Source organism: Nostoc sp. (genome assembly GCF_036916985.1).
Classification (GTDB): Bacteria; Cyanobacteriota; Cyanobacteriia; order Cyanobacteriales; family Nostocaceae; genus Nostoc.
This window is the reverse complement of sequence record NZ_JBALFD010000015.1, coordinates 25,651-50,642: the sequence shown is the minus strand read 5'-3', so window position 1 is coordinate 50,642 and position 24,992 is coordinate 25,651. Positions and strand designations below refer to the sequence as shown.

The following is a 24,992-nucleotide window of genomic DNA, read 5'->3' as shown; positions in this document are numbered from 1 at the left end:
AGATTGAGCTAGAAACCCTTTGGCAGGCATAATAATGCTGAATGCACGGATATATCTAGTTTACCATTTATGCAATTGAAATGTGGAACAGCTTACTCGTGGACGAGTCTTTGATATTCGTGGACGAGTCTTTGATACTCGTGGACGAGTCTTTGATACTCGTGAATGAGTCTTTGATATTCGTAGACGAGTCTTTGATACTCGTGAATGAGTCTTTGAACTCCGTTGATGAGCCTCGGAGCTTCGTTCGTGAACCTCAGAGCTTCGTTGATGAACCTCGGAGCTTCATTTGTGAACCTCGCAATGTTGTTCGGTTAAGGCAAAAGACGCGATAAATCGCGTCTTCGTGATTATGGGATTTATTTCATTAATAGATTTTGATAGCAATTCAGGTGAGAGAATCAGGATCTATGCCGAGCGATGTCTACGACAGGCTACGCCTACGCACTTTTCAAGCAGTCTTTGGAAAGAAACAATGCGGCATCTTAATTAATGAACCAATTTTCTATATTTATACCATCAAAATCTTGAAAATCTGCTACATTATTCGTTACTAAAATCAAGTTATTTGTAACTGCAATACTCGCAATTTGCCCATCAATAAATCCAGGATTTTTACCAATTTTTGATAATCTAGCTCTTTCCTGAGCATGATATTGTGCAGATTTTAGCTCGTAATCAAATAAAGGGATTTCTGCTAAAATCACGTTGTTGATATAATCCTCTATATCTTGATGTTTTTTAGAAATAGGAAGACGTAAACAACCATATAACATTTCATGGATAACTAGGATAGCTGTGGCTGTTTCTTGTCTATATAATCTTAGCCTTTCCATTACTTTCTCGTTGGGATGAGGTCGTTTAGCCTCCGACAAAATATTAGTATCTAGTAAATAATTTACACTCATAAATTAACTTCTCTTCCTGGTGACTCATCCCGTATATTTTCAAAAGTGTCATCATCAATACTTTCTAAGTCAACCCTTTGTCTAAAGTCTTGTAAAGCTGACCAAAAATCAGTAATGTCTTTACTTTCTCTTAAACTTTTTTGATGTTCAGATATAGAAAATGGTTTTTTAACTGATAATTTCTCTTTGAGAAATTGAATAAAATCTAAAACTTCTTGCTGTTTATCTGGTGGTAATTCTCGGAATGTTTGTAGAACTGTTTGTTCAATAGTCATAGTTTTACCTTCGTGAATGAGCTTCTACAGCAAATTAGGATAGAGAATCAGGATCTATGCCGAGCGCTCGCAACCGTTCTCGTAAGACTTGAACTTCTTGCTGCGCTTGTTGAGCTTTTTCTTCTGATGTTAACAACCGTTGTCCTTGTTGGTTATACCAATACATCCATTCCCGTGGTATACCTAGATAAGTTCCTCGTTCGATGCCAATTCCTAAACCTATTTCTGGTAGCCAAACAGGATTACCATCTTGAAATTCATAAACATTATTAACTAATTTGTAAACTTCTAAACGTGGCTTACGGCGACGAAATGGATTGTAAACTACATAATACAAAATTCCCAATCTTGCATACTCTGCTTTCTTGGTTGAGTACTCACCGCGATATGTCTGAGATACCACCTCCAGCACTAATATCGGTAGTTTCTTCTCTTCCCAAAGCACATAACTGGGACGGAGGTTTTCATCATAAAATCGCTCAACGCCCAAACTCAAAAACCCATCTGGGACTATCGCTGGTAAATCTGGGTCATAATAAATACCCATATCAACGCCAAAATACCAATCCATGCGTTCTGACCAAGCCATTGCGAGTATTGCTTTGAGTAAACCGGGAATTAAATCTTGTAATTCGTTATCCACTGGGGTATCGTCAGAGTCGGGCAGTTCCTCTGATGAGGGCAAACAAGCTAATGGATCGTAATTTAGCATGATGGGCTTGCTGTTTTTCGGTGGTTAGTACGTCTTTATTTTATTAATAAATTTTGATAGCAATTTAGAAGAACGCGAGAGTGTGATTTAACGTGAATTCGACAAACCTCTCCTTGCTTTGCAATAGCAATACTCAAAACTATTTCAAACAAATCCAGTCGCCTTCTACTTGAGCGATCGCACCACCAGGAAATGGATCGGTTTGCGATCGGTTGGGCGCTATAATTAAAGCCGTTAATTTTTCGATGTGTTCAAAACTGGGCGCATCAGTCAGTATTTGCTGCAATACCTGACGCATCACCCGACGTTGCAACGCCAGTGGTGCTTTTTGTAATACCCGACGATTTAACCGTAAAGGAAGAAGAGTAAGGGAATCTTCTTCATGTCTCACGCCCAATGCCCCATCCCGCAACTCCTGGGCAGCTTTTTCTAAATATTCCACTTCTGCTTGTAAAAGTTCTGCTGTTTGGGCTAAGGCTGATTCTACTTGAGGGTTGAAATTTACTTGCAAATATGGTATCAGTTCTTGGCGAATGCGGTTGCGGGCATATTGCAAATCTTGATTGGTGGAATCTTCCCATATTGGTAATTTAAATTCTTGACAAAATTGCTCTGTTTGCGAACGAGTGATTTCTAAAAGTGGACGCACTAACATAATGCCTGTAGTTAAGGGACGTTGCCAAGTCAGGGCTTGTAAGCCATCAGCACCAGTACCGCGAATTAAGTTGTAGAGGAGAGTTTCGGCGCGATCGCTGGCGGTGTGTCCTGTAACTATATATTGATAATTATTTGCTTGGGCGATCGCACTTAAAGCTTGATAGCGCCAATCGCGTGCAGCAGCTTCACTATTTATCGGTTTGTTCGCTGTTTCTAAATAAAAGGATATACCCCAAGTTTTCGCTAAATTTTCGACGTGATGAGCATTAGCTTCAGAGTCAGAACGCCAGCGATGATCGCAGTGAGCAATCCCTAAATACCATCCCCATTTGGATTGTAAATCTAAAATTAATTTGATTAAACACAAAGAATCTTGTCCGCCGGAGACAGCGACTAATAGCCGTTGGTTGCGCTCAAATAAGTGACGCGATCGGATTGTGCGATGTATTTTTGCATGTAGGGGAGTCCATACCATTTTTTTTTCAGCGCACACAGACAAAGATAATTTTCTATTATATCTGTGTAGATAAACTTTGGTATTAGTTTTTACCTTCCTTTAGTTGCTGCCGAAGATCGTCAAGGGGAGAGTTTTCCTGTTTGATGTCTAATCGATAATCTTCGATTTCATCAGGGCAAAATTCTAGGCTCACTCTAATTTTACCTGTTCGCCATTGTTGACCAGGTATTAAAACACAACATTCAAATCCTTCCCCAAATATTCTTGATCCTGACGATGTACAGTGTTCTGCCCAAATTTTCTTGATTTCCTTTAATAACTGAAACACCATTTGAGTGCGGGGTAAATTTTCAAATGCTTCTTGGTGAAAATGCACAACATCATCATCAGTATTTAGAGGCTCCCATTGATCATTCATAGTCAATCTCCTGTAACTAAATTTATAGTTCCCAAGAGATGGGAATTAATTGTTGGGATTTGACTTACAACCACAACTTGTTTAACCGTCACCCTAGTTGTAGGAAAGTAATGAAAATTACTGAGTACCGAGTAGTGATAATCAGCTTGAAGATCAGGCGATAGAGATAATTTACTTATAAAACAATTGGTGTAAATTAGAACAGGGTATATATCTTCCATCCAAGGGTGAAGGACATTATACATTATAAATTTCTGTTGTAATTAGTGCAGGGTAGAGCTAGCGTAAAGTGGACAATTTGACAATCTTTAATACTAAAACTACTTGGCGTATAGTCATAATCTGTCCGCACGCAAGAAGAACGCAAGACACTTAATATATGGTTCAGAATCTCGAAAGAACACGCCAGAGTGCAAGGTTTCCAGAAACAGCACCGGCTGCAAATCCCGTATTTTTTAGAACCTATAGCCGTCGTACAAAGGCGGGACTAAGGGAAACATGGGATGAGGTGTGCGATCGCACTCTCCTCGGCTTAGTCGAGTTGGGAAAGCTCACTCAAGAAGAAGCTGCCACACTGGATAAGATGCAGCGCAACTTGAAAGCTATGCCCAGTGGGCGCTGGCTATGGGTTGGTGGCACAGACTGGATAACCAAGCCAAAGAACTTTTCCGGGGCATATAATTGCACCTCTACCAATCTTGAAGACTGGAGTGCCTTCGGTTTAATGATGGATTTGGCAATGATGGGCTGTGGCACTGGAGCCGTCCTAGAACCACAATTTATTAACCAGTTGCCCCCCATCCGTAATCAACTGAATGTGACTGTAAAAGGTGAAATTGGCAGCACTCCTGTCCAACAGCGACGTGAATATACTGAAACTCATATAGAAGGAAATAACGTCACTATTCACGTTGGAGATAGTCGTGAAGGTTGGGTTGAATCATATCAAGCCTTATTAGAACTCTCCACTGATGAACAATTTTCCGCAGAAGTTGAAGTATTAGTTGATATCAGCGATGTCCGCAAAGCAGGAGAAACTCTCAACGGCTTTGGAGGAGTTGCAAATCCGGTGAAATTGCCCGGACTCTATCAGCGTTGTGCTTCCATCCTCAATAAAGCTTTAGGACGACAATTAAATTCAGTTGAATCCTGTCTATTAATCGATCAAGCTGCTGTCACAATTGTTGCTGGTAACATTCGGCGCTGCCTACCTGAAGATGCCTTGGTTCATACTTCCAAAGGTCTTGTTCCCATTTGCGATGTCCAAGTGGGCGATCTAGTACAAACTCCTTTAGGATTTCGGCGAGTTGTTGATAAATTCGACCAAGGATTTCAGGATGTCTATGAAATTGAAACTAATGCAACTTACCCTAGAGCAACTTTAAACCACAGACAAGCAGTTCTTGCAGATGCTCAAGGGGGAATTACCTGGAAGTCAATTGCAAATCTAGTTGAGGGCGATCGCCTACTGCACAACACACAAGTTCTACCTGGTACAGTTACCCATCTCCCCCCTGATTTTACTGAATCTCGTCCCTCAAACAGTCGCACAGCTAAATCGTTTGTAATTCCCGAATTGACATCTGAGGTTGCTTGGCTAATTGGGTTAACCCACGGTGACGGCTATATTGCTCTCGGTCGCAATAAGTATGATAAACCTTATGGCCGGGTTGAATGGGCAATGAACAGTTTAGATACGGAACTCACAACTAGAATTCAAGCCAAAATAGATGCTGCTTTAGCTTTATTTGGATTGACCGCTACTCATGGGATCATCAAGGGCGAAAACACTGCCAAATCAATCTGCTCATCTATTCGACTAGCTGAGTACTTCCATCGCTATATCAAGCAACCTAATATTCCCCTAGCAGTTCCTAGTTTTATTTTGCAGGGTTCAGTAGATATCAGGGCGGCTTACCTTGCTGGATTGATGGATAGTGATGGTGCTGTCAATAACCGACCCCCTCACTTAGTTACCTCAGTCTATCGGTCATTTATTAGACAAGTTAGTGCAGTTTTATCCAGTTTGGCGATCGCTGGCAGAATTAGCATTACCCATCCACAGCAGTCGGGATGGCAAGTTAAGTACAACCTCACAATTCCAGCCTTAAAAGAACGTTATAACGCCCTTATTGCACCTCATTCAGTTAAACGAGAACTCCGCCAAGGGCTGAAAATGTATGGTTTCACCGTGCCTGGTGCAATTATGCGGGAAGCTTACACCTATAGCGAGATGCGAGATATGGGCTTCCAAGGTTCTCGCACCGTTGATGCCAATTATGAACGCTATATCGTTGAAGCTGATATTTCGCTAGATATTCCAGTCACAGTTAAAGGACTGGGAAGTTATGATCATGTCCACACTTACGATATTGAAGTCGAAGAAGCTCATTGTTTCTATTGTGATGGCTATCTAACACACAATAGTGCTGGCATGAGGCAAGGTTCTAGCGAAGATAGTTTATTTGCCGATGCCAAAGATAACTTATGGCAGCAAGATGAAAATGGCAACTGGCGAATCGATCCAGAGCGTGATGCACTCAGGATGGCAAACCATACCAGAGTTTTTCACCGCAAGCCAACCTTAGAAGAATGTGTTGGTGCTGTCCGCAAACAATATTACAGTGGCGAGGGAGCAATTCAATGGGCTGGTGAAGCCGTAGCGCGATCAAACATTGATTTGCTACCAACACAAGCTTTGAAAGTTGAGTTTTTGCAAGCTTATGAACAAGGAACAGCAAAACAGTGGTTAGAAGAACGTTATTCAAATCTTGATGCTAATGAGTTAGAACATCGTTTAGCTCGCTATGGGCTAAATCCGTGTGGTAAGTGATTTTGCCTCACGTTAAAAACCTCGCAAAAACGGGGAAAGCTGAGATGCTAATCCCGTGGTAATCAAAGGAACTAAAAAGCCTTTGACACCGTACAGCGTAGAGAGTGAAACTAGATTATCCTAAAAATTGGTATCTAGAATATAATCTCTCCAAGAGTGCGGGGGCGTATGTGATAAATAGTTTCTAGTTGCAGATAAAGCATCTGGCAAAAAGAAATTCCTCTATTAGTTGAGGTCATATATGCAAAATGTATGCGGAACTACTGCGAATAATCAAGCAGTAGAACTAGGGGATAAAAAGCCTCTAGGGTAACAAATTTGGAAATCATCGGTAGTAACTTTCACTGCAATTTGTCAGAGGTTCACCTTAATCAAATCGATCCACGTAACTACAAAGAACAAGAGGAGGCTTTCACCGCTGGGGCGTTATCTGTAGCAGCACTTTTAAATCACAAATTCCTGGAACCACGCTATCAATACAGCCGTGAATTAGACCCAATTGTGGGAGTTTCTTTTACAGGTTTATTTGATTTCTTTGTCCATGCTTTTGGTGTTGATTGGCTGCGCTGGTGGGAAGCAGGAAGGCCTGCAACTCCACAAGGATTAGCTTTCAAGCGTGAGGAAGAAAAATATCTAAGTTCTTGGAGAGATATTGTACATCGGGTAGTTTGGGATTATTGCGATCGCCACAATTTCAAGCGTCCAAATCGTTGTACCACAGTGCAACCCAGTGGTACTAAGGCTTTATTAACTAATGCTAGTTCCGGCTGGCATCCCCCAAAAGCCCAAAGATTTATTCGCCGCATCACCTTCGGCAAAAATGACCCAGTAGCCTTAGCTTGTATTGACTATGGTTACAACGTCATTCCCTCTCAATCAGACAAAGATGAACAGGGCAATTTGCTCAACGATCCCTTTGATCCACGGGTGAGTGAATGGCTAGTGGAAATCCCTGTTTCTGTAACTTGGGCTGATTTACCGGGGGCTGATGAAATTGATGTTTCTAAATTTTCAGCCTTAGCCCAATTTGATTTTGTCCTTCAAGTTCAACGTTGGTACGTGACTCACAATACATCAGCAACTTTGGAACTCCGCTCTGATGAAATCGAGCCTTTGGGGCAGCGCATTTACGAAACCATCCAGAATGATGAGGGATATATTTCAGCAGCTCTTTTAGCCCGTTTTGACGATTTGCAATCATTCCCGCGTTTGCCGTTTGAACCAATAGACAAATCCACCTACGATCGCTTAACTCAAGAGGTGAAAGCACGGCGCAAAACAGATGACTTCTGTGCAGTCTTAAGCCGCTACGATTTAGGCGAAATGTCAGAGGCCGGCCCTAGTGGTTGTGATTCTGATAAGTGTATGTTTCCCGATCAGCAACCAATGACTGGGGATTAGGGACTGGGGAAGAAGCAAGGGGGCAGGGAGCAGGGAGCAGGGGGAGACAAGAAGAAGCAAGGGAGCAAAGTTTTCCCCTCCGCCCCCCGCACCCCGCCCCTCTGCCTCTTTTCAATGCCCCATGTCCAAACACGTTACGATCAATTAAGAAGTAATAATTTTTTACGGCAGTGCCAGGAGTCTCTTAATGTTCATTGATGAATTGTCACCTATATTCAGGGAACTTACTCAGCATCCAGTCTCATTTGTGGGTGGGTTCTTCTCTGGTGTGCTTCGGCTCAATCTCGCAGACGATCCCGTTAAAGGCTGGCTAGATAAACAGATCCGCTCAAATAGTTACAGCCGCACCACAACTGATGCTCATAATGGTAAAGCCAATGGCCCTCAGCAGATTTCCATTGACTAAAAACTCCAACCATACATAGTTGAATTTACTAAAAAATAGGGAGTCAGTTCTGCCCTTCGCAGCACTGAACCCTACTTTCTAAAATGATTATTTTACTTTTTGGAAGTCACTTAGTAGTTAATTGGCACTCTGAGCATAAGCGCACCCACCGGGTCTGATGTAGGGCCAGCCGGGAAATTCACGTGGCAGAGCGCACATTCCGCCCTGAAGTTGCTGAGGGGGATCGAGCGTCGATAGTACCATTTATTATCCACACGCTGAACGGACACGTATGGCTGCGGTTGGCTCGCCATTGCTAGCGCGTTTGCTTGACGTTCAAAGCTGTCACTGGGGCGATCGCTTTCCCGAAGCGGCCCAACGGTGCCAACTAATCGCATATCCTTGTTCTTATCGTTAAATATCAGCGAAATGGAGTGCTTACCTTGCTCCACATTTGCCGGCGTGGTTTCGTTAAACTCCTGCGTCAGCGCCGCGAACAACGTGTTGAGCATGAGATCGCTAGTCTCTTGAGCGATCGCAACCTTCCCTGGTGGGGGTGGATAGTCAAAAGCATGGGCAATTCCCGTGAAACTGATGCCAATGACGAGCATCAGCACAAAAATTCCATAGCTGACTAGCTTTCTCAGACGCATTCTCTTACTCCTTTGGTTTTGTATTGTTCTTGACTCATACCAATCCTGGGTGAAGATGTATATAACAAAACCCCCATATAGTCCCGCCTTAGTAAGGGGAACGGCGTAGCCGGGGGGTAAATATATACAACTTCACAGAGAAACGATATCAGCGACTCCGGATCACGGATAGAACCTTTACCAAACAAGAGCAGACGTTAAAGGGCAGAAGGTAAGAATTTATTTTCCACCTGCCAAAAGAGTATATTCGCGTAGCTTATTGTAGAATCTTATCATATTGATCAGGGAAAATACTAGCGCATTACCACTTAAATCTAAGTAAATACGTAAATCTAAGTACTATCTCAATTAACCAAACAAGTTCTTGTGAAATCTCAGACTTTGAAAAATGTCACAATCGGTTATTATATGAGCGTATGTATAGTAAATTCAGCCAATGTCACCTGATTGACTGCTACTCTAAAACATTTACCATTGGTGAATCAGAGGAGATTATGCAATATTTGCAATTTTGTTAGGTCTGTTTTTTTTAGCTGAACTAATCGAATCGCTCTTTGTTGAAAATTACTTGATCCCAGATGACTATTTACGTTGGAAATCTCTCCTACCGCGCTACTGAAGCAGACTTAAAAGCAGTGTTTGCAGACTACGGTGAAGTCAAAAGAGTTGTCTTGCCTACCGATCGCGACACAGGACGATTACGGGGCTTTGCATTTGTTGAAATGACTGAAGATGCTCAAGAAGACGCAGCCATCACAGAATTAGATGGTGCAGAATGGATGGGTCGTCAACTCAAAGTTAATAAAGCCAAGCCGCGAGAGGATAATCCTCGTGGTAGTTGGTCGAAAAAACAAGATTTTTAACACTTCTGTTTTGGCGTACTAGATACAAAAGTCAGGTACATAAGCAAGAAAATATGGAATCCCTAACCTCTCGTATGCAAGCGGTACAGTCACCGATTATTCCTGTGGTTGGGGAACTGATTAAAAATTCTCCCGGAACAATATCTCTAGGACAAGGTGTAGTTTCTTACAACCCACCACCGGAAGCCATAGAATTTTTAGCCAAATTCTTAGCCGAACCAGCCAATAATTTATACAAATCAGTTGAGGGAATTCCCCCATTGCTGACAGCGCTTGCAGAAAAATTGCAAGACTTCAACGGCATTGAAATCAACCAGGAAAACTGTATCGTCGTGACAGCAGGGAGCAATATGGGATTTATGAATGCCATTCTTGCGATCACTAACCCAGGCGATGAAATTATTTTGAATACGCCCTATTATTTCAACCACGAAATGGCGATCGCAATCGCTGGTTGTCATCCGGTGTTAGTGGCGACAGATGAAAATTACCAACTGCGCCCAGATGCGATCGCTCAAGCAATTACTCCCAAAACACGGGCTGTGGTGACGATTTCACCAAATAACCCGACTGGAGTTGTCTATTCAGAAGCAGTTTTGCGCGAAGTAAATCAAATTTGTGGTACTCGCGGTATTTACCACATCAGCGATGAAGCTTATGAATATTTTACCTATAACGGAATAAAACACATTTCACCTGGCGCATTTGCTAATAATAGCGAATACACCATTTCTCTCTATAGCCTTTCCAAAGCATACGGTTTTGCTAGTTGGCGCATTGGGTATATGGTGATTCCCAAACACTTACTTGTCGCTATTAAAAAAGTCCAGGATACAATTTTGATTTGTCCGCCAGTCATTTCTCAATATGCAGCTTTAGGGGCATTGAAAGCAAAAGAGGAGTATTTGCAGAGTCATATAGGAGCGTTGGCGCAGCCCGCCGTAGGCATCGCTCAAGTACGCCAACTAGTATTAGACTCCCTTAATCGCCTACAGGGCTTGTGTAGCATTATCCCCGCCAATGGTGCGTTCTACTTTTTCCTCAAAGTTCATACCCAAATGGATGCTTTTGAGTTAGTTAAAAGACTAATCCAGGAACATAAAGTAGCAGTTATTCCAGGTACAATCTTTGGCATAGATGACGGATGCTACCTACGCGTCGCTTATGGGGCGCTGCAAAAAGAGACGGCAAAAGAAGGAATAGAAAGATTAGTGCAGGGTTTGGAAACTATAGTTAGGAATTAGAAGTCATCCATATTTCTGCCTTCTTCAAGGCTGCTTTAGCATATATTGTCCGCAATTGCAAATATCAAATTCAACAGATGCCGATTATTAATAAGTTAATTGAAATTGAAACTGAGCCAAAAATTAATATTCATAATATCACGCCACAAATTCAAGATTTTATTGCCTCAACATCAATTAAAAATGGACAAGTTTTAGTATTTTCTCAACACACAACAACAGCACTAGCTATCAACGAAAATGAAGTCAGATTGTTAGAAGATATCAAAGTGTTCTTGCAAAAACTAGCACCTGAGTCAGACAGTTATTTGCATAATGATTTGCATTTAAGAGATGTCCCAGAAAATGAGCCGATAAATGCTCACTCTCATTTAATGGCAATGATGCTGACCACAAGTGAGATAATTCCCATTGTGGATGGTAAATTAGTATTAGGAACTTGGCAATCTATTTTATTTTTTGAGTTAGACGGCCCGCGTCAAAGAACTATATTTGTGCAAATTTCTGGTGAATAATGCAACTTCACACCTGCAAGGATTCCAGATAAACCCAAAACTAAGAGAATCACGAACATGACCAACAAATGTATCAGTTGAATTTACTTACAGCAATTAAAAATCTGAAAGAATGTTTTCAAACATAACCTTCCTTTCCACAAACCAGGACTTTTGTTGTGTCAAAGGTAGACGCAATTATACCAATTTTGGATTTTAGATTTTGGATTTTAGATTAAACGTCTTTACCTAAAGTCTGTTCCAGTAATGTCCAACATCCTATCTATCTTAATTTGGTATTAGTTATGAAAAATAACGATAATTTTGTATTACGTAATACTTGGTACTATGCTTTGCCTAGCAACCAAATCAAACCAGGTATGATGATCAGCCGCATTTTTTTGGGAGAACCAGTATTGCTAATCCGTAGTCAGGATGGCAAAGTCTCAGCGATGCGGGATATTTGCCCTCATCGTGGTGTACCCTTGAGTTGCGGTAGATTCAATGGGCAGGAAGTGGAATGCTGTTACCACGGTTGGCGGTTTAACGAGGGTGGACGCTGCATTACAATACCATCTCTTGTAGAAGAACAGCAGATGGATTTGAGTCGCTTCGACGTGCAGTCATACACAATTCGCGAAGCTCAAGGAAATATTTGGATATATATCGCCGATCCAGATAACCCTCAACCTGCATCTGAAAAGGAAATTCCGGTGATTCCTGGGTTTGATGAGCCGCCCCAGTTCGTAAAAGTTGTGAAATTTCCCTGTTTTGTGGATCATGCAGTGGTAGGTTTGATGGACCCGGCTCATTCACCTTATGTTCATCGCGCTTGGTGGTGGCGAAATGAGCAATTACATGAAGAAGTAAAGCAGTTTGATGCTTCACCCTACGGCTTCACGATGCGACGACACCGATTACCAGTAAATGGGGGTCGATTATACTGGCTGATTGGCGGTGGTGTGCCAGAAACGGAGATTTCTTTTCGTTTACCTGGAGTCAGAATCGAAGAAACCACAATTGCCAATCATCGAGTCGTTAATTTAACGGCTGTTACACCGATTTCAGACACAGAAACAGAGGTAACTTTTGCTCTTTACTGGACACTCCCTTGGGTAGGGTTTTTCAAGCCACTAGTACATCTGTTAGCACGGAGTTTTATCGACCAAGACCGAACAGTTGTGGCAAAACAGCAGATTGGTCTCAAGTATAATCCTGTGCTACGGCTGATTAAAGACTCAGATATGCAGGCGCAGTGGTACTACCAGTTAAAGCGGGAGTATGCTCGTTCTGTTGCTGAAGGACGAGAATTTGTGAATCCTGTTAAAGGTCAAATACTGCGCTGGCGTGCTTAAATTACTCCAAAGTAAATTCTGCAAATTCTCTTGGCCCAAACAGCATATTTCGGTCTACGGCTGACAAGATTTTATTATTGGCACGTTGGCTATTTAAAGAACGGACAACTAACTGCGCGACATCTGCACGATTGATGCTACCAATAATGTGCGGATCTTCAGTCAAAACACCATTACCCGTTGCTGGTTCTGACTTTAGTCCACCAGGACGGATGATTGTATAGATGAGTCCACTGGCGATTAAGTGTTGTTCAGCTTTGTCTTTCTCAACTAAAACTGTTCCCAGTGCTGCTAAAACTTGCGGTGACAAAGCAACAACACTATTACCAGCACCAATAGAAGATATAAGAATAAACTTTTGCACTCCAGCTTTAACTGCTGCATCGATCAGATTTCTATTACCAGGGTAATCTGCTCTTTCTCCATCTGTCGGTAAACCGCCAATTGTACTGATAACGGTGTGAATAGGTTCATCTTTGAGAATTGCGCCTTCTACATCCTCAAGATTCAAGGCATCTCCCACATCTACTTGAATACCTGTTTTCTCTAGTTCAGCTGCAACTGCTGCTGTTCTCACGAGTGCTTTAACCTTTAGCTGTTGCGCTCTCAGATATTGGGCAATTTCTCGACCAACACCGCGACTTGCTCCAGCTAGAAAAATATAAGATTCACTTGTCATAATAAATTTAACTACTTACGCTCAAAGGATTTTATCAGAGGATTGGCAGCACTTAGGAATAAGAATCAAATAACATACAATTTATGTCCGTGGTTTACCTCACCCTCAATCTAGCGATCGCAAATAACTGAGTAACTATAATTACATAAATACTAGTATAGCAATTATACCTAACCCAATGGTAGGAAGTATTGTAATAGGTAATTGTGTCAATCTAGCAAATAACTTTTCAATGGATTTACTTATGGCTAAAAAATCTCAACCCAATCTAGAGCAATATCATGATGTCAGATTATCTGCAACTACTAGAATTTGGGTGATTACAGTAGCAATTCTCGGAGTTTGCGTCCCACTGTCAGCCATCACTAGAAGCGGTGCTATTCTTCCTTTAGTTGCTATTGGTGGTGCAGCTGTTGGTACTGTTGCTGTTTGGCGTTCTGATGAGCAAAAATCAAAAACTAACTATTTGCAACAGCAGCAAATAGAACTGCTAGAGGAGAGATTAGCGAATTTAGAAACAATTGTTAGCAGTGATGACTTGAACTTGCAAATGAAAATTAAACAAATCGAAGCAAGGGATACTTTTGGCAACTCCTCTGATGTCAGTACTACACCCAGACAACCAAAACGTAAAGGTTAAAATAATTCGTAATACTCGCCATTGGCGTAGCATCTCGTAGAGAAGGCGAAAACTAAGCTATGTAATTCCTATACCGCAAGAGTTTCATTGATTTGGAATAGGTGGTTTAAGCCGTTGCGCCTACAAATTGCATCACAAGCATTGATTAGGCAAAATCTGTAAATCCTCTCCCTTGCTCCCTGCACCCTGCTCCCCTGCCGCCTCAATGTGCAAACTATAATCACAACAGCTTACTTCCGCCGTGCTGTACTAGGTTATCTTTGTGTAGGTATTTGTTGACTTAATGTATCTGTAATCTTGGAAATCCGTCTCCAATTAAACTTTCTTTTGCAGCTAGAAGTGTTTCTAGGAAAACAGTATCTCTTTGTCCATGTCCGTTAGAATTGACTGACATCATCTAAATTCTATACACTTCAACTGCATCAATTCATGAAACGTCTAAGTGCTGTTTATTTATCTCTTTCCCGGAAACATCTGCCAATGGCTGTGTTTTATTAGACTGCTAAGATTACTGAATTTTTAATTAACTAAGGTTATAAACTTGAGTAATTGCATTGGTATAGCTTACCGTAGGTATGCAACAGTTTGCCGCAGGAATGCAGATGGATTGGATTAGCTTACTCAAAGCTCAACAAACAGACTTTCTTCAACGTGTGAAAAAGCCTAAAACTTACGACTTGTCTTTGCTAGAAAGTCAAGTTAAAGGTTGTCACACTGAAGTTATGGCCTTTTGGGGTGAGCCATTGGCTAGACTCCAAGAACTTTCTCGCCAACAAGCAGAAGTTCTCGCCAAAAATCCGCCGCCAACGCCACCTGAATATCCTGAGCCTCCTGACTGGACGATACCTTTCCCGAAATACTTCCAACAACAAGCCCAAGATTATCTTTTACGGGAGTATATTGTTGACCGAGTAATAACTGAACGGTTGGGCAAATTGGTCAAAAAGGTGTCACAAGATACCTTACAAAATATGATTTTAGATGATGAAGGAAATTTGTGTGGCGAAAGTAAATTTCCTTATATACTTAAAGATCATCCTCAGCTAAGTATTCAAGTTTACGTTGCTGATGGGGAAAGTTTTAATGGTATTAAGAAAGACAAAATTAAATGGTCGATTACTCAAGAAGATTTGGAAAATCACCAAGTATTAATTTTTCTATGTTTGTTTTATCCATCTACAGGGAATTTAGGTTACGAGAGGCAAAGCATAATAACAGGCTTTTTACCGACAAATCAACTTGAATTTGCTGAACCAAAACTGTATGTAACTCCGAGTAACTTGTTATATGCAGGGGGATTAACTTGGTATTTAGAATCACTTACTGGCAAAAAAGATACGTCGCCAATAATTAATGAGAGAGCGATCGCAGATACAATACAGACTCTACCATCAGAGCATTGCCTCAAGGATATAGTCGGCGACTGGGAATGCTGGCAGACTTTGCAAGGACACACCAGAGGGATTAATTGCCTAGCTTTCAGTTCTGGGTGTAACAATGGTAAAGCTTTACCCATTTTGGCAAGTGGTAGCCGTGGCGAGACGAAACTCTGGGATTTAAGCAAGGGTGAATTAATAGAGACATTATCAGAGTATCCTTGGGTACTATCTGGGCTAGTGGATGAAGTAAATTCCCTAGCTTTTAGTTCAGATGGACAGACTTTAGTGAGTTGCGGTGCAGATTCCACAATTAAGCTTTGGCACGTAGGCGCTTTAGACTTGATAGATATTTTGCACAAACACAATGGGGTAGTGCGGTGTGCTGCCTTTACCCCAGATGGCAGAATGTTAGCGACAGGCGGAGATGACAGAAAAATTCTGTTTTGGGATTTGATGCAACGTCAGGTAGCGATCGCACTTTCTTTAGATGATACAGCTGCTCATTCCCTGGTTTTGAGTCGAGATGGGGAAACTCTCGTTACAGGTAGCTACCGCAAAATCAAAGTTTGGCGCACCTTACCGCAGACAGGAATCAAAAGTTTAAAAGATGCACAACCGCTGCATACCCTCATGGGTCATGCTCATATCGTGCGTTCCTTAGCAATCAGTACAGATGGTAAACTACTCGTCAGTGGTAGCTGGGATCAAACAATTAAAATTTGGCAATTGGAAACTGGAGAATTACTTCATACTCTTAAAGGACATAGAGATAGAGTATATGCGATCGCTTTAAGTCCCGATGGACAAATTATCGCCAGCGGTAGTGCTGATAAAACCATCAAATTGTGGCATCTCCAAACTGGAGAATTGCTGGGTACATTTACAGGTCATGGGAATATAGTCACAGCATTAGCCTTCACAGCATCCGGTGAGATGTTAGTTAGCGGGAGTTTGGATAAGACAATTAAAATTTGGCAACGGAGTTAATAGTAATTCGTGTTGAAGGAGGCATGAGGCATTCCTGATGAAACGAATTTCAAAAGCCTTGCATGAAAGAATGACTGGGGACTGGGGATTGGGGACTAGTATGTTTACTCAAAACTCAGAATTCAGCACTCAGCACTGAGTATGGTTAATCCTTTCAGCAGCTACTCTGCCCTGTGAAAAAATTTGAGTAATTTTACATATCATGGATTGTCAACTTTTGTAGTCAAATTAACAACATATTAATAAAAAGTAGCATATACTAAGTGTTATCAGCCTCCCATAAAAAATCCGGGAGAATTGTAACGTGCAAGGAGGTAAATCCTATGCAAGAAATTTGGGCATCAACGGAATTAGAATATGCTTTTTTGTTTACCCTTAGAAAAGTAAATTCGATCAATCTAGAAGGTTTCAAGCCATTTTTTAGTAATATGCCTATTGACTCTTATATCAAAGGCAATTATCGTTCCAGAAGATTATCTCGGTTTACTGTCTCTGGAAATCAGTTAATCAAATTACCTCATGGACATTTCTTTCAAAGTAAAGAATATAATCCATTAGTAGGTGATATAAAAAGAGAGTTTGCAGAATTAGATGATGCACTCATAGAACTGGATATTTTTAGAAATCTTGTCTTAGCATTTAGTGATTCTTGTAAACTTCATCCTGAAGCTGAAATTGGAGTTCATCAGATTAGAATTATTTGTTCTCCAGATAATTTTGGTAATCCGGCACCTGAAGGTATCCATCAAGATGGCACTGATTTTATTGGCATATTCTCAGTAACTAGAGAGAATATTCAAGGTGGAGAAACACACCTATATACAGCTAAAAAAGAAAAGCCTGTGTTTAGCAAAGTTCTAAATCCTGGGGAACTATTATTGGTCAATGACCATGAATTTTTCCACTTTGCCAATCCCATAAAACCACAAACTGATGCTCAAGGAAGTTGGGATGTTTTTGTACTAACTTCTCCTAGCTTACTTTCGGAATAATTTTAGTAACCTGGAAATATTTTATAATCTACGAGATACGGGTAATTGAATCTATTCAATTACCCTATTTTTTGTTTTTAATTGGAAATAATCATGATGATATTAAGTAATTTTTTATCGTTATATAAGTAGTCAGATAGAATTAATTACATAACGTCATTGCGAATGGAGCAAAGCGAAGTGAAGCAATCGCAAAGGCTTGGGATTGGTTGTCTACGAGACGCTCCGCGAACACTTCATATCCTACGGGAACCCTAAAAGCTAACGCAACGACTGTAAATATTTTTGTCCAGCTACTTATACTCCTATTTGATTTTTAAAAAACTCCGTACAACTAGAAAAGGCTAATTCCCTATTCTCCACTTTCCTATTTGTTTTATTTCATTAAAAATCCGAAATTCAGCAAAGCCACGCTGGATACTTAGAATATTAAGGGTGAGTGCATAAGTTAGACTACAAAACAAGCCTGCTGGAATTCAACTAACTGAATCAACCAAATAAATGCTATGAATGACGAATTCTACAATAGAGGATTGGAAAAGGCTAGGCGAAAAGACTACGCTGGAGCAATTGAGGAGTTTAACCATGCTTTACAATTAACACCTTACTTTACCGAAGCTTACTTACAACGGGGTTTGGCACATTATGACTCAGGAGCAATCCTGAAGGCTGTTTCAGATTATACCGAAGCCTTGAAGCTGAATCCTGAGAGTGTAGAGGCATATTATTGTCGGGGATTAGCAAGAGTGGCGCTGAAAAATTTGTCGGGGGCGCTGGAGGACGTAGAACGCGCTATTCGTCTCAATCTCAATTATGCTGCTGCTTATAATCTGCGGGGGATGGTGCGGCGCAAACAGGGTTATATTCAAGATGCGATCGCTAACTTTAAAAAAGCTGCACAGCTATATTTAGAGCAACAAGACAAAGAGAATTGTCGTCGGTGTCTGGAACAAATTAAACAGCTACAACCCAAAGAATTACCAGCCCTTGAGCAATCACATTCTATAAGTGCGCCAATTTTATCCACCAATGATTATTTCACGCAACTATTAGAAAAGGCTGAGAAAGGAGATACCCAAGAGGCACTCGCCGATTTAAACTGGGTATTAAAAGCCGATCCGCAAGATGCCCAAGCTTACTGCTGTCGTGGGGTTGTGCGTTGTAAAATGGGTAATTATCGAGAAGCGATCACAGATTTTAATCAAGCATTGCGACTAAACTTTCAAGATGCCATTGTCTATCGTAACCGGGGTAAAGCACGTTCTGTATTGGGAGATCATCAAGGAGCGATCGCAGACCTTAACCAAGCACTCCAGATACAGCCTGAAGATCCCTTAGTCTATATTGCCAGAGGTAATGCCTATCGAACAACAGGCAATTATCTTGGTGCAATTCAAGATTACACCCAAGCACTGCAAATCAACCCCGATGATGCTCAAGCTTACTACAATCGCGGCATTGCCTATACTTGTTTAGAAGAAATACAAAAAGCCGTGGAAGATTATCAACGAGCGGCGAGTATCTTTTGTGAACAAGAAGATTGGGGAAATTATCAACAAGTCTTAAGTAGCCTAGAAAAAATCCAAAAATTTAGTCCAGAGTCGAAAAAGCAAAAGTATAACCTGCTACGTCAGCGAATTTTACGAATGGTTGGAGGATACTGGGAAATAGCCGAACGATTGATTCAGCAAAAGCAGAATTACCATCCTGGGATGTCAGACGAGTGGTATTTGCAAAAAGTGATTGATGATTTAGAACGCGATCACGGTAGATAAAATATAAATACTACTACAAATGTAAATTCACCTGTACACTAATACGGGTGAAAATCCAATCAATCACTTGTCGTTTTCCAATGAAACTAAATGCACACTATCTTAAGCACGTTTCAAAGCTTAGTTAGAAGTGCGAGTTTGACGGCGGCGCAATCCAAACATACCAACTGCTCCCACCGCAAATATTGATAAAGTAACAGATGGTTCAGGAACGCTAGCACCAATTAACGCTTTAACATTTGCCTCGCCGATATCAAGAACGACAACAAGATCATTAAAGTCACGGTCAGAATTTTGGTTAGACTTACCAGTTGCGGAATCTATCCCTGAAGCGTGTAAGCCTCCGTATAAATCCTCAAATGCTAGGATGATGTAGTTGTTATAAGCATAAGCAACTGCGTGCTGTAGTCTGTCAGCATTAGAGGCAGTTTGAGTACCAAAGATATTGCCATTAGAACTGTTCAAACCATTAGCTTTCAAAAAGAAGTCGAGTTGAGTACCTCCGGCAACATTACCAATATCGACTCCATCACCGAATTTTAGAGCATTAATGCCCCCGCCCATCATACACCCAACTCCGTCACAAGAAGCATCCTTAAAAATTAGTCCAGATTTATTAGTAGTTCCTGTGGCATTGAAGGCTAATTGGTTTCTATAACTAGCGCCCTCATTGATAAAGTAAACAGATACGTCATAGTCGGATTTTAATTTTAATTGACTAGGATCTAGTTTAAATTGTCCGCTATTTGTGAGGTAAACACTTTCTTGTTGGACAAATTTTTGAAAAGGAGTATCCTTAAAACCAGTTTGAGATTCACTATATATCGTTGGTTGAGTCCAAGAACTATTCCAACTAAAATCAGCAGCAGATGCAGTTTCTACTTTAGAAATTAATCCAGTCAAGGTAGCTGTAGCGGCGATTAAAGCAGTTAGAAAAATCTGTTTCATGTCAGGAGTTATTAAGTAGGGAAAATAATTAAGACAGTAATGCTTTTAGCAATCAGTCTGTGTTGCTTGTTACTTTCTAACAGCTTTACTTTAGTAAAGTCAATCTTTATTTTAGATTTTATTTATATATTTAAATAGCTCTTTATTTAATGTATTTCTACTGACAAATATCCGATCTGATAACTTAATTTACTGTCACGATCGTTCAGCATTTAAACTGAATATTATGATGATATATTTATGGGAAATTTATATTTCCCTTAAAATAAGATGTATATCTTTATATTTAAAGTCCAAAACCTCAACTCAAAATCTCAAACTGTATAGGTTACGTTGAGGATACTCTGCAATTTTAAAATCCTCTCAAAGGTTGTTTTTTGAGCCACCATTACTTCCTACTATAAATTGTGCAAGAAAAAATATGCACAGAGGTAGATGAAAAATCAGTCAAGAGGTAGCCTAAAATACAAAAGATATAAATGATTAACCCGTAAGAAATACGGAAGTTTACTACGCTAGATAGATGCGGTTAGAGAACACTCAATGTTAAATGTTAACCGCTTGCGGCTGCAAGATATATTGAAAATTCCGACAAATTCACTTGTGGCAAAAATCGCGAGTGCAATCCCTATTTTGGTTGGCAGTTTAGTACTAGTTGGCTGGTGGCTTGGCCTTGAAGTTCTCAAACGCGGCTTTCCCGGTAGTCCTGCCACAATGAAAGTCAATACAGCGCTGTGTTTCATCCTGTGTGGTCTATCCCTGTGGTTATTTTCAAAAGCAGGTCAGCACGGAAGCGTGGGAGAAAGAATAATTCAAAATTACCCCCACAGTTCCACTGCCTCCAATTCCAAAAAAGGTCTCTTGACCCCAATAACTCTACTAATTTCTCAGGTATGTGCAATCGCCGTCACCACAATTGCAGCGCTCACACTCTGTCAATATCTGTTCGGTTGGAATCTCGGCATTGATGAACTGGTGTTTCGTGATTCGCCAACTAGTATGGCGACATCATACCAGGGGCGAATGGGGGTGAACACAGCACTAAACTTTATGCTGGTGAGTGTAGCCCTACAGATTTTGATTCATTCAAAAAACCACCGCAGTTATTGGTATGCCCAAATTCTGGCTCTGATTGCGACTTTAATTTCCTTTCAGGCGCTAATGGGCTATGCCTACAAAGTGAAAGTTCTCTATGGACTTGTCCCTTATACAACATCAATGGCCTTACATACGGCTGGGTTGTTCATCTTACTAAGTATGGGCATTTTGTGGGTGCGGGCAGAACAGGGGTTAATGTGGGTAGTTACAAGTGATACTTACGGCGGCTTACTTGCACGTCGTTTATTAGTTGCTGCGATCGCAATACCTTTTATATTGGGGTGGGTAATTGTTAAAGGTCAACGAGCAGGACAATACGATTCAGCCTTTGCGGTATCAGTCTTTGCCATCGTCCTGATTGTAATTTTTACTATTTTGATTTGGCAAAGTGCCAGGGTTATTGAACGCCTCAGCTATCAACGCGACTGCGCTCAAAAAGCACTGAGAACCTACGAAGCTAAACTGGCGAGTTTTGTCGATGCAAATGTCATCGGTATTCTGTTTGGCGATGTGTATGGCAATATCCAACAGGCAAACGACGAATTTCTCAGGATGATTGGTTACACGCGAGAGGATTTGTTAGCAGGTAAGTTAAATTGGAGCAATATCACCCCACCAGAGTATCTAGACTTGGATGAACGAGGTGTTGCGGAAGCACAAGAAAACACCAACGCTGCTTGTACACCTTATGAGAAAGAATATATTCGCAAGGATGGTAGCCGTATTCCGGTGTTAATTGGTTACGTGTTGCTAGGAGACGACCGGAAAGAATCGGTAGCATTTATTCTCGACTTAAGCGAACAGCAAGCTGCGCTACGCGATCGCAAGCAAGCAGAGGCAGAGCAACAAAAATTAGTATCGTTAGTAGAAAATAGCTCTGATTTTATCAGTATTGCTACCCTTGAGGGTCAATTACTCTATATCAATGATGCAGGTCAAAAGCTGGTAGGGCTTACAAGCCTGGAAGAAGTGGGGCAAAAAGCAGTATTAGATTACGTCATGCCCAAAGACAAAGCCTATTTTCAAGAACATATACTGCAAACTGTGCGATTACAAGGGCGCTGGCAAGGAGAATTCTGCTTTTGTCACCTCCAAACAGGTCAACCGATACCAGTTGATTACAACATCTTCACTGTTACAGACAAGAACACAGGTCAGCCAATTGCCTTAGCAACTGTGACTCGTAACATCAGCGAACAAAAACAGGCTAAGGAACAAATATTACAACTAAACAGGGATCTACAGCGCCGCATTACTGAGTTACAAACTTTGTTGGAGGTAATTCCGATTGGAATTGGCATTGCCGAAGATCCAGAATGCCAAAATATCAAGGTCAACCCTTCTTTTGCCAAGCAGTTGGGAATATCTTCAGATACAAATCCTCCCTTGGGCGAAAAACCGACAAGCTTTAAAATCTACCGAGAAGGCAGGGAACTCTCCACAGAAGAACTCCCAATGCAGTATTCTGCTGCTCATGGTGTTGAAGTTGTGGATTTTGAAGTTGATGTTGTCCATGACAATGGTAAAATCGTCAACCTGTTGGAGTATGTTGCACCTCTGTTTGACGAAGAGGGTAAAACTAGAGGAAGTGTTGGTGCATTTTTAGATATTACAGAACGCAAACAGGCAGAAGAAGTGCTGTTAAATCAGCAGAAATGGCTAGAGGATGTGTTAAATCTGATGCCAAGACCGTTGCTGTTTATCGAACCAGGAACAGCGCGGGTAACTTTTGCCAATCGCTCTGCTGACGAATTAGCTGGGGGCGAATTTCCCAAAGGCGTAGCAGCCGCAGATTATCACACAGTTTACCACTACACAGATGCGGCTGGCGATCGCATCCCCAATGAACTTATGCCAGGAGTACGGGTTGCCCTTGGCGAACGTCTGAATGGATTGGAGGTAGACTGGCATACTCCCAGTGGTGTGCGCTCTCTACTTGTATTTGCTGATACTTTGCCAGCAATGCACGGTCATCCATCTATCTGTATCTTGGTATTCCAAGAGATTAGCAATCTCAAAGAGGTACAAAAAGCACTCTCGTTAGGTTACAAACGGTTAAAGCTACTATTCGACACAGTTAACGATTTACTATCGAGTCAGCAACCAGTAGTACTAATCGATAGCGTCTACCGAAAACTCTCAGAACAAATTGATTTAGATGTTTACTTTAACTATTTGGTTGAGGATAACTCTCAGCGAATGCGGTTAGGGGCTTACAGCGGCATTTCCCCGGAGATGGCGAAAGAAATTGAGTGGTTGGCTTATGGTGAATCGGTTTGTGGTACTGTAGCCCAGGAACGTTGTGCAATAGCTGTAGAGAATGTGCAGCAATCAACTGACCCGCAAACAGAATTGATTCGCTCTTTAAATATTACTGCTTATTATGCCTATCCATTAATTGCCCAAGGACGACTATTGGGTACTCTTTCCTTTGGCAGCCGCACTCTGTTAAGCTTCACCGACAATCAAAAGGGGATGATGCAAGCAGTCTGCGACCAAATAGCGATCGCAATGGAACGGGCTAGTTTAATTGCTTCTTTGCAACATCAAACTGAGCAGTTGCAAGAGGCTAACCGGATGAAGGATGAGTTTCTGGGGATATTGTCTCATGAGTTGCGATCACCCCTCAATGCCATCCTGGGCTGGGCACAATTACTGCAACGAAGCAAGCTGAGTGAAACCCAAATGGCTAGGGCTACGGAGACAATTGAGCGCAATGCCAAAGCCCAAACCCAGCTAATTGAAGACTTGCTAGATATATCACGGATGATTAGAGGGAAATTACGCCTGAATGTCAGTACTTGTAATTTGGTTCCGATAATTGAGTCAGCCATTCAGACTGTTAATCTCGCCTCCCAGTCCAAGGAAATCGATTTGAGATTTTCCATTATCCCCTCCAAAGAAACGCCAAACTCAAATGGGGAATTAGAAATCAATCATGAAAATCTCGAATCTCCAAAAGCACAATCCCCAAGTAATCTTGGCGAAAATTCTCAATTCTTAGTTGCTGGTGATTTTGAGCGCTTGCAACAGATCGTCTGGAATCTGCTATCCAATGCCATCAAATTCACACGCGTCGGAGGAAGGGTAGAGGTGGAATTGTCAGTAGTCAGTGGCCAAGAAAAACAACAGACAACAGATAAATATGCCCAAATTCAGGTAATTGATACAGGCATTGGGATTAATACTAACTTTCTTCCTTACGTCTTTGATCGCTTTCGTCAAGCTGATAGTTCTAACACTAGAATTTATGGTGGATTAGGACTAGGATTAGCGATCGTTCGTCATTTAGTAGAACTGCATGGTGGTACTATTCATGCAGATAGCCCAGGCAAAGAACAAGGAGCAACGTTTACAGTCAAATTACCACTTCTAAAGAGTTCCCCCCTCCGCCCCTCCGCCCCTCCGCCCCTCCGCCACTCTGCCCCTATGCCCTTCTCACTCCTGGGCGTGCGCGTACTAGTTGTAGATGATCAAGCCGATACCCGTGAATTCATCACCACAGTCCTCGAACAGTGCCAAGCTGAAGTTAAAGCTGTCGCATCAGTTTCAGAAGCGTGGCAATTAATTATACAGTGGAAACCAGATGCTTTAGTTAGCGATATCAGTATGCATCAGGAAGATGGTTACTCTTTGATCCGTAAACTGCGATCGCAACCACCAGAACTAGGGGGAAATATTCCCGCCGCAGCGTTGACAGCTGATGCTAAAGCAGAAGATCGGATGCGAGCTATACAAGAAGGTTATCAGCTACATTTACCTAAACCGATTGAAGCCGCTGAGTTAGCAACAGTAGTTGCTAGCCTTGTTGGAAGGACTTAGAAAAAATGTGCAGTGGG

Annotated in this window: 19 protein-coding genes and 1 pseudogene; 12 read left to right on the top strand and 8 right to left on the bottom strand. The window is 41.4% G+C overall.

Annotated elements, in window-relative coordinates:
* Positions 1–485: 485 nt before the first annotated feature.
* The 5 genes from V7L07_RS04920 to V7L07_RS04900 all read right to left on the bottom strand — a co-directional run bounded on the left by V7L07_RS04920 (position 486) and on the right by V7L07_RS04900 (position 3,427).
* On the bottom strand, positions 486–908 hold the full coding sequence (locus V7L07_RS04920; protein WP_335055609.1) for a type II toxin-antitoxin system VapC family toxin: 423 nt from the start codon (positions 906–908) through the stop codon (positions 486–488).
* A complete protein-coding gene (locus V7L07_RS04915) occupies positions 905–1,183 on the bottom strand; it encodes a DUF2281 domain-containing protein (RefSeq protein ID WP_335055608.1) in 279 nt (92 codons plus the stop codon). Before V7L07_RS04915 ends, V7L07_RS04920 begins: the two co-directional genes overlap by 4 nt.
* Before the next feature lie 34 nt (positions 1,184–1,217).
* Entirely contained in the window at positions 1,218–1,895 is a 678-nt protein-coding gene (locus V7L07_RS04910; RefSeq protein WP_335055606.1) for a Uma2 family endonuclease, read from the bottom strand.
* A gap of 139 nt (positions 1,896–2,034) precedes the next feature.
* Positions 2,035–3,027 (bottom strand): tRNA lysidine(34) synthetase TilS, encoded by a 993-nt coding sequence (tilS, locus tag V7L07_RS04905; RefSeq protein WP_335055604.1) that lies wholly within the window; start codon positions 3,025–3,027, stop codon positions 2,035–2,037.
* Between the two features lie 64 nt (positions 3,028–3,091).
* On the bottom strand, positions 3,092–3,427 hold the full coding sequence (locus tag V7L07_RS04900; protein ID WP_335055602.1) for a KGK domain-containing protein: 336 nt from the start codon (positions 3,425–3,427) through the stop codon (positions 3,092–3,094).
* A gap of 379 nt (positions 3,428–3,806) precedes the next feature.
* Between V7L07_RS04900 and V7L07_RS04895 the strand changes: the two genes are divergently transcribed.
* The 3 genes and pseudogenes from V7L07_RS04895 (at position 3,807) to V7L07_RS04885 (ending at position 8,067) form a co-directional block, all read left to right on the top strand.
* Positions 3,807–6,260, top strand: a complete 2,454-nt coding sequence (locus V7L07_RS04895; protein WP_442936008.1) for an LAGLIDADG family homing endonuclease — start codon at positions 3,807–3,809, stop codon at positions 6,258–6,260.
* A 321-nt stretch (positions 6,261–6,581) separates the two neighbouring features.
* Positions 6,582–7,661: pseudogene (gene nrdJ / locus V7L07_RS04890) on the top strand (ribonucleoside-triphosphate reductase, adenosylcobalamin-dependent); the annotation flags it as partial.
* Positions 7,662–7,848: 187 nt separating this feature from the next.
* Positions 7,849–8,067 carry a hypothetical protein gene (locus V7L07_RS04885; protein ID WP_335055598.1) on the top strand — a complete coding sequence of 73 codons (219 nt, stop codon included), beginning with the start codon at positions 7,849–7,851 and terminating at the stop codon, positions 8,065–8,067.
* 110 nt (positions 8,068–8,177) lie between these two features.
* Here the strand turns inward: V7L07_RS04885 and V7L07_RS04880 are convergent, their stop codons facing one another.
* The gene (locus V7L07_RS04880) at positions 8,178–8,699 is read right to left on the bottom strand and encodes a hypothetical protein (protein WP_335055596.1); all 522 of its coding nucleotides are present in this window, start codon (positions 8,697–8,699) and stop codon (positions 8,178–8,180) included.
* Between the two features lie 578 nt (positions 8,700–9,277).
* Here V7L07_RS04880 and V7L07_RS04875 point away from each other — a divergent pair.
* The 4 genes from V7L07_RS04875 (at position 9,278) to V7L07_RS04860 (ending at position 12,655) form a co-directional block, all read left to right on the top strand.
* Positions 9,278–9,562 (top strand): RNA recognition motif domain-containing protein, encoded by a 285-nt coding sequence (locus V7L07_RS04875; RefSeq protein WP_335055594.1) that lies wholly within the window; start codon positions 9,278–9,280, stop codon positions 9,560–9,562.
* Positions 9,563–9,615: 53 nt separating this feature from the next.
* Positions 9,616–10,806: a pyridoxal phosphate-dependent aminotransferase gene (locus V7L07_RS04870; RefSeq protein ID WP_335055592.1), complete on the top strand. Its 1,191-nt coding sequence runs from the start codon at positions 9,616–9,618 to the stop codon at positions 10,804–10,806.
* 77 nt (positions 10,807–10,883) lie between these two features.
* Positions 10,884–11,321 carry a secondary thiamine-phosphate synthase enzyme YjbQ gene (locus V7L07_RS04865; protein ID WP_335055590.1) on the top strand — a complete coding sequence of 146 codons (438 nt, stop codon included), beginning with the start codon at positions 10,884–10,886 and terminating at the stop codon, positions 11,319–11,321.
* Positions 11,322–11,605: 284 nt separating this feature from the next.
* On the top strand, positions 11,606–12,655 hold the full coding sequence (locus tag V7L07_RS04860; protein ID WP_335055588.1) for an aromatic ring-hydroxylating dioxygenase subunit alpha: 1,050 nt from the start codon (positions 11,606–11,608) through the stop codon (positions 12,653–12,655).
* Between the two features lies 1 nt (position 12,656).
* On the opposite strand, the gene V7L07_RS04855 is transcribed toward V7L07_RS04860, so the two are convergent.
* Positions 12,657–13,334: an SDR family oxidoreductase gene (locus V7L07_RS04855; protein ID WP_335055586.1), complete on the bottom strand. Its 678-nt coding sequence runs from the start codon at positions 13,332–13,334 to the stop codon at positions 12,657–12,659.
* A gap of 244 nt (positions 13,335–13,578) precedes the next feature.
* Between V7L07_RS04855 and V7L07_RS04850 the strand changes: the two genes are divergently transcribed.
* The 4 genes from V7L07_RS04850 to V7L07_RS04835 all read left to right on the top strand — a co-directional run bounded on the left by V7L07_RS04850 (position 13,579) and on the right by V7L07_RS04835 (position 19,107).
* Positions 13,579–13,974, top strand: a complete 396-nt coding sequence (locus V7L07_RS04850; protein WP_334694690.1) for a hypothetical protein — start codon at positions 13,579–13,581, stop codon at positions 13,972–13,974.
* A 575-nt stretch (positions 13,975–14,549) separates the two neighbouring features.
* On the top strand, positions 14,550–16,340 hold the full coding sequence (locus V7L07_RS04845) for a WD40 repeat domain-containing protein (RefSeq protein ID WP_335055584.1): 1,791 nt from the start codon (positions 14,550–14,552) through the stop codon (positions 16,338–16,340).
* A 323-nt stretch (positions 16,341–16,663) separates the two neighbouring features.
* Positions 16,664–17,332, top strand: a complete 669-nt coding sequence (locus V7L07_RS04840) for a 2OG-Fe dioxygenase family protein (protein WP_335055582.1) — start codon at positions 16,664–16,666, stop codon at positions 17,330–17,332.
* A 506-nt stretch (positions 17,333–17,838) separates the two neighbouring features.
* Complete coding sequence (locus V7L07_RS04835) at positions 17,839–19,107, top strand: tetratricopeptide repeat protein (protein ID WP_335055580.1); 1,269 nt, start codon at positions 17,839–17,841, stop codon at positions 19,105–19,107.
* Positions 19,108–19,227: 120 nt separating this feature from the next.
* Here V7L07_RS04835 and V7L07_RS04830 read toward each other — a convergent pair whose 3' ends face one another.
* Positions 19,228–20,055 carry a DUF4114 domain-containing protein gene (locus V7L07_RS04830; RefSeq protein WP_335055578.1) on the bottom strand — a complete coding sequence of 276 codons (828 nt, stop codon included), beginning with the start codon at positions 20,053–20,055 and terminating at the stop codon, positions 19,228–19,230.
* Positions 20,056–20,598: 543 nt separating this feature from the next.
* Between V7L07_RS04830 and V7L07_RS04825 the strand changes: the two genes are divergently transcribed.
* Positions 20,599–24,975: a PAS domain S-box protein gene (locus tag V7L07_RS04825; RefSeq protein WP_335055576.1), complete on the top strand. Its 4,377-nt coding sequence runs from the start codon at positions 20,599–20,601 to the stop codon at positions 24,973–24,975.
* Positions 24,976–24,992 lie beyond the last annotated feature (17 nt).

Excerpts from the sequence above, each read along its gene's own strand:
- V7L07_RS04920 (WP_335055609.1), bottom strand. The coding sequence starts at position 908 with ATGAGTGTAAATTATTTACTAGATACTAATATTTTGTCGGAGGCTAAA.
- V7L07_RS04915 (WP_335055608.1), bottom strand. The coding sequence starts at position 1,183 with ATGACTATTGAACAAACAGTTCTACAAACATTCCGAGAATTACCACCA.
- V7L07_RS04910 (WP_335055606.1), bottom strand. The coding sequence starts at position 1,895 with ATGCTAAATTACGATCCATTAGCTTGTTTGCCCTCATCAGAGGAACTG.
- tilS (WP_335055604.1), bottom strand. The coding sequence starts at position 3,027 with ATGGTATGGACTCCCCTACATGCAAAAATACATCGCACAATCCGATCG.
- V7L07_RS04900 (WP_335055602.1), bottom strand. The coding sequence starts at position 3,427 with ATGAATGATCAATGGGAGCCTCTAAATACTGATGATGATGTTGTGCAT.
- V7L07_RS04895 (WP_442936008.1), top strand. The coding sequence starts at position 3,807 with ATGGTTCAGAATCTCGAAAGAACACGCCAGAGTGCAAGGTTTCCAGAA.
- V7L07_RS04885 (WP_335055598.1), top strand. The coding sequence starts at position 7,849 with ATGTTCATTGATGAATTGTCACCTATATTCAGGGAACTTACTCAGCAT.
- V7L07_RS04880 (WP_335055596.1), bottom strand. The coding sequence starts at position 8,699 with ATGCGTCTGAGAAAGCTAGTCAGCTATGGAATTTTTGTGCTGATGCTC.
- V7L07_RS04875 (WP_335055594.1), top strand. The coding sequence starts at position 9,278 with ATGACTATTTACGTTGGAAATCTCTCCTACCGCGCTACTGAAGCAGAC.
- V7L07_RS04870 (WP_335055592.1), top strand. The coding sequence starts at position 9,616 with ATGGAATCCCTAACCTCTCGTATGCAAGCGGTACAGTCACCGATTATT.
- V7L07_RS04865 (WP_335055590.1), top strand. The coding sequence starts at position 10,884 with ATGCCGATTATTAATAAGTTAATTGAAATTGAAACTGAGCCAAAAATT.
- V7L07_RS04860 (WP_335055588.1), top strand. The coding sequence starts at position 11,606 with ATGAAAAATAACGATAATTTTGTATTACGTAATACTTGGTACTATGCT.
- V7L07_RS04855 (WP_335055586.1), bottom strand. The coding sequence starts at position 13,334 with ATGACAAGTGAATCTTATATTTTTCTAGCTGGAGCAAGTCGCGGTGTT.
- V7L07_RS04850 (WP_334694690.1), top strand. The coding sequence starts at position 13,579 with ATGGCTAAAAAATCTCAACCCAATCTAGAGCAATATCATGATGTCAGA.
- V7L07_RS04845 (WP_335055584.1), top strand. The coding sequence starts at position 14,550 with ATGCAACAGTTTGCCGCAGGAATGCAGATGGATTGGATTAGCTTACTC.
- V7L07_RS04840 (WP_335055582.1), top strand. The coding sequence starts at position 16,664 with ATGCAAGAAATTTGGGCATCAACGGAATTAGAATATGCTTTTTTGTTT.
- V7L07_RS04835 (WP_335055580.1), top strand. The coding sequence starts at position 17,839 with ATGAATGACGAATTCTACAATAGAGGATTGGAAAAGGCTAGGCGAAAA.
- V7L07_RS04830 (WP_335055578.1), bottom strand. The coding sequence starts at position 20,055 with ATGAAACAGATTTTTCTAACTGCTTTAATCGCCGCTACAGCTACCTTG.
- V7L07_RS04825 (WP_335055576.1), top strand. The coding sequence starts at position 20,599 with ATGTTAAATGTTAACCGCTTGCGGCTGCAAGATATATTGAAAATTCCG.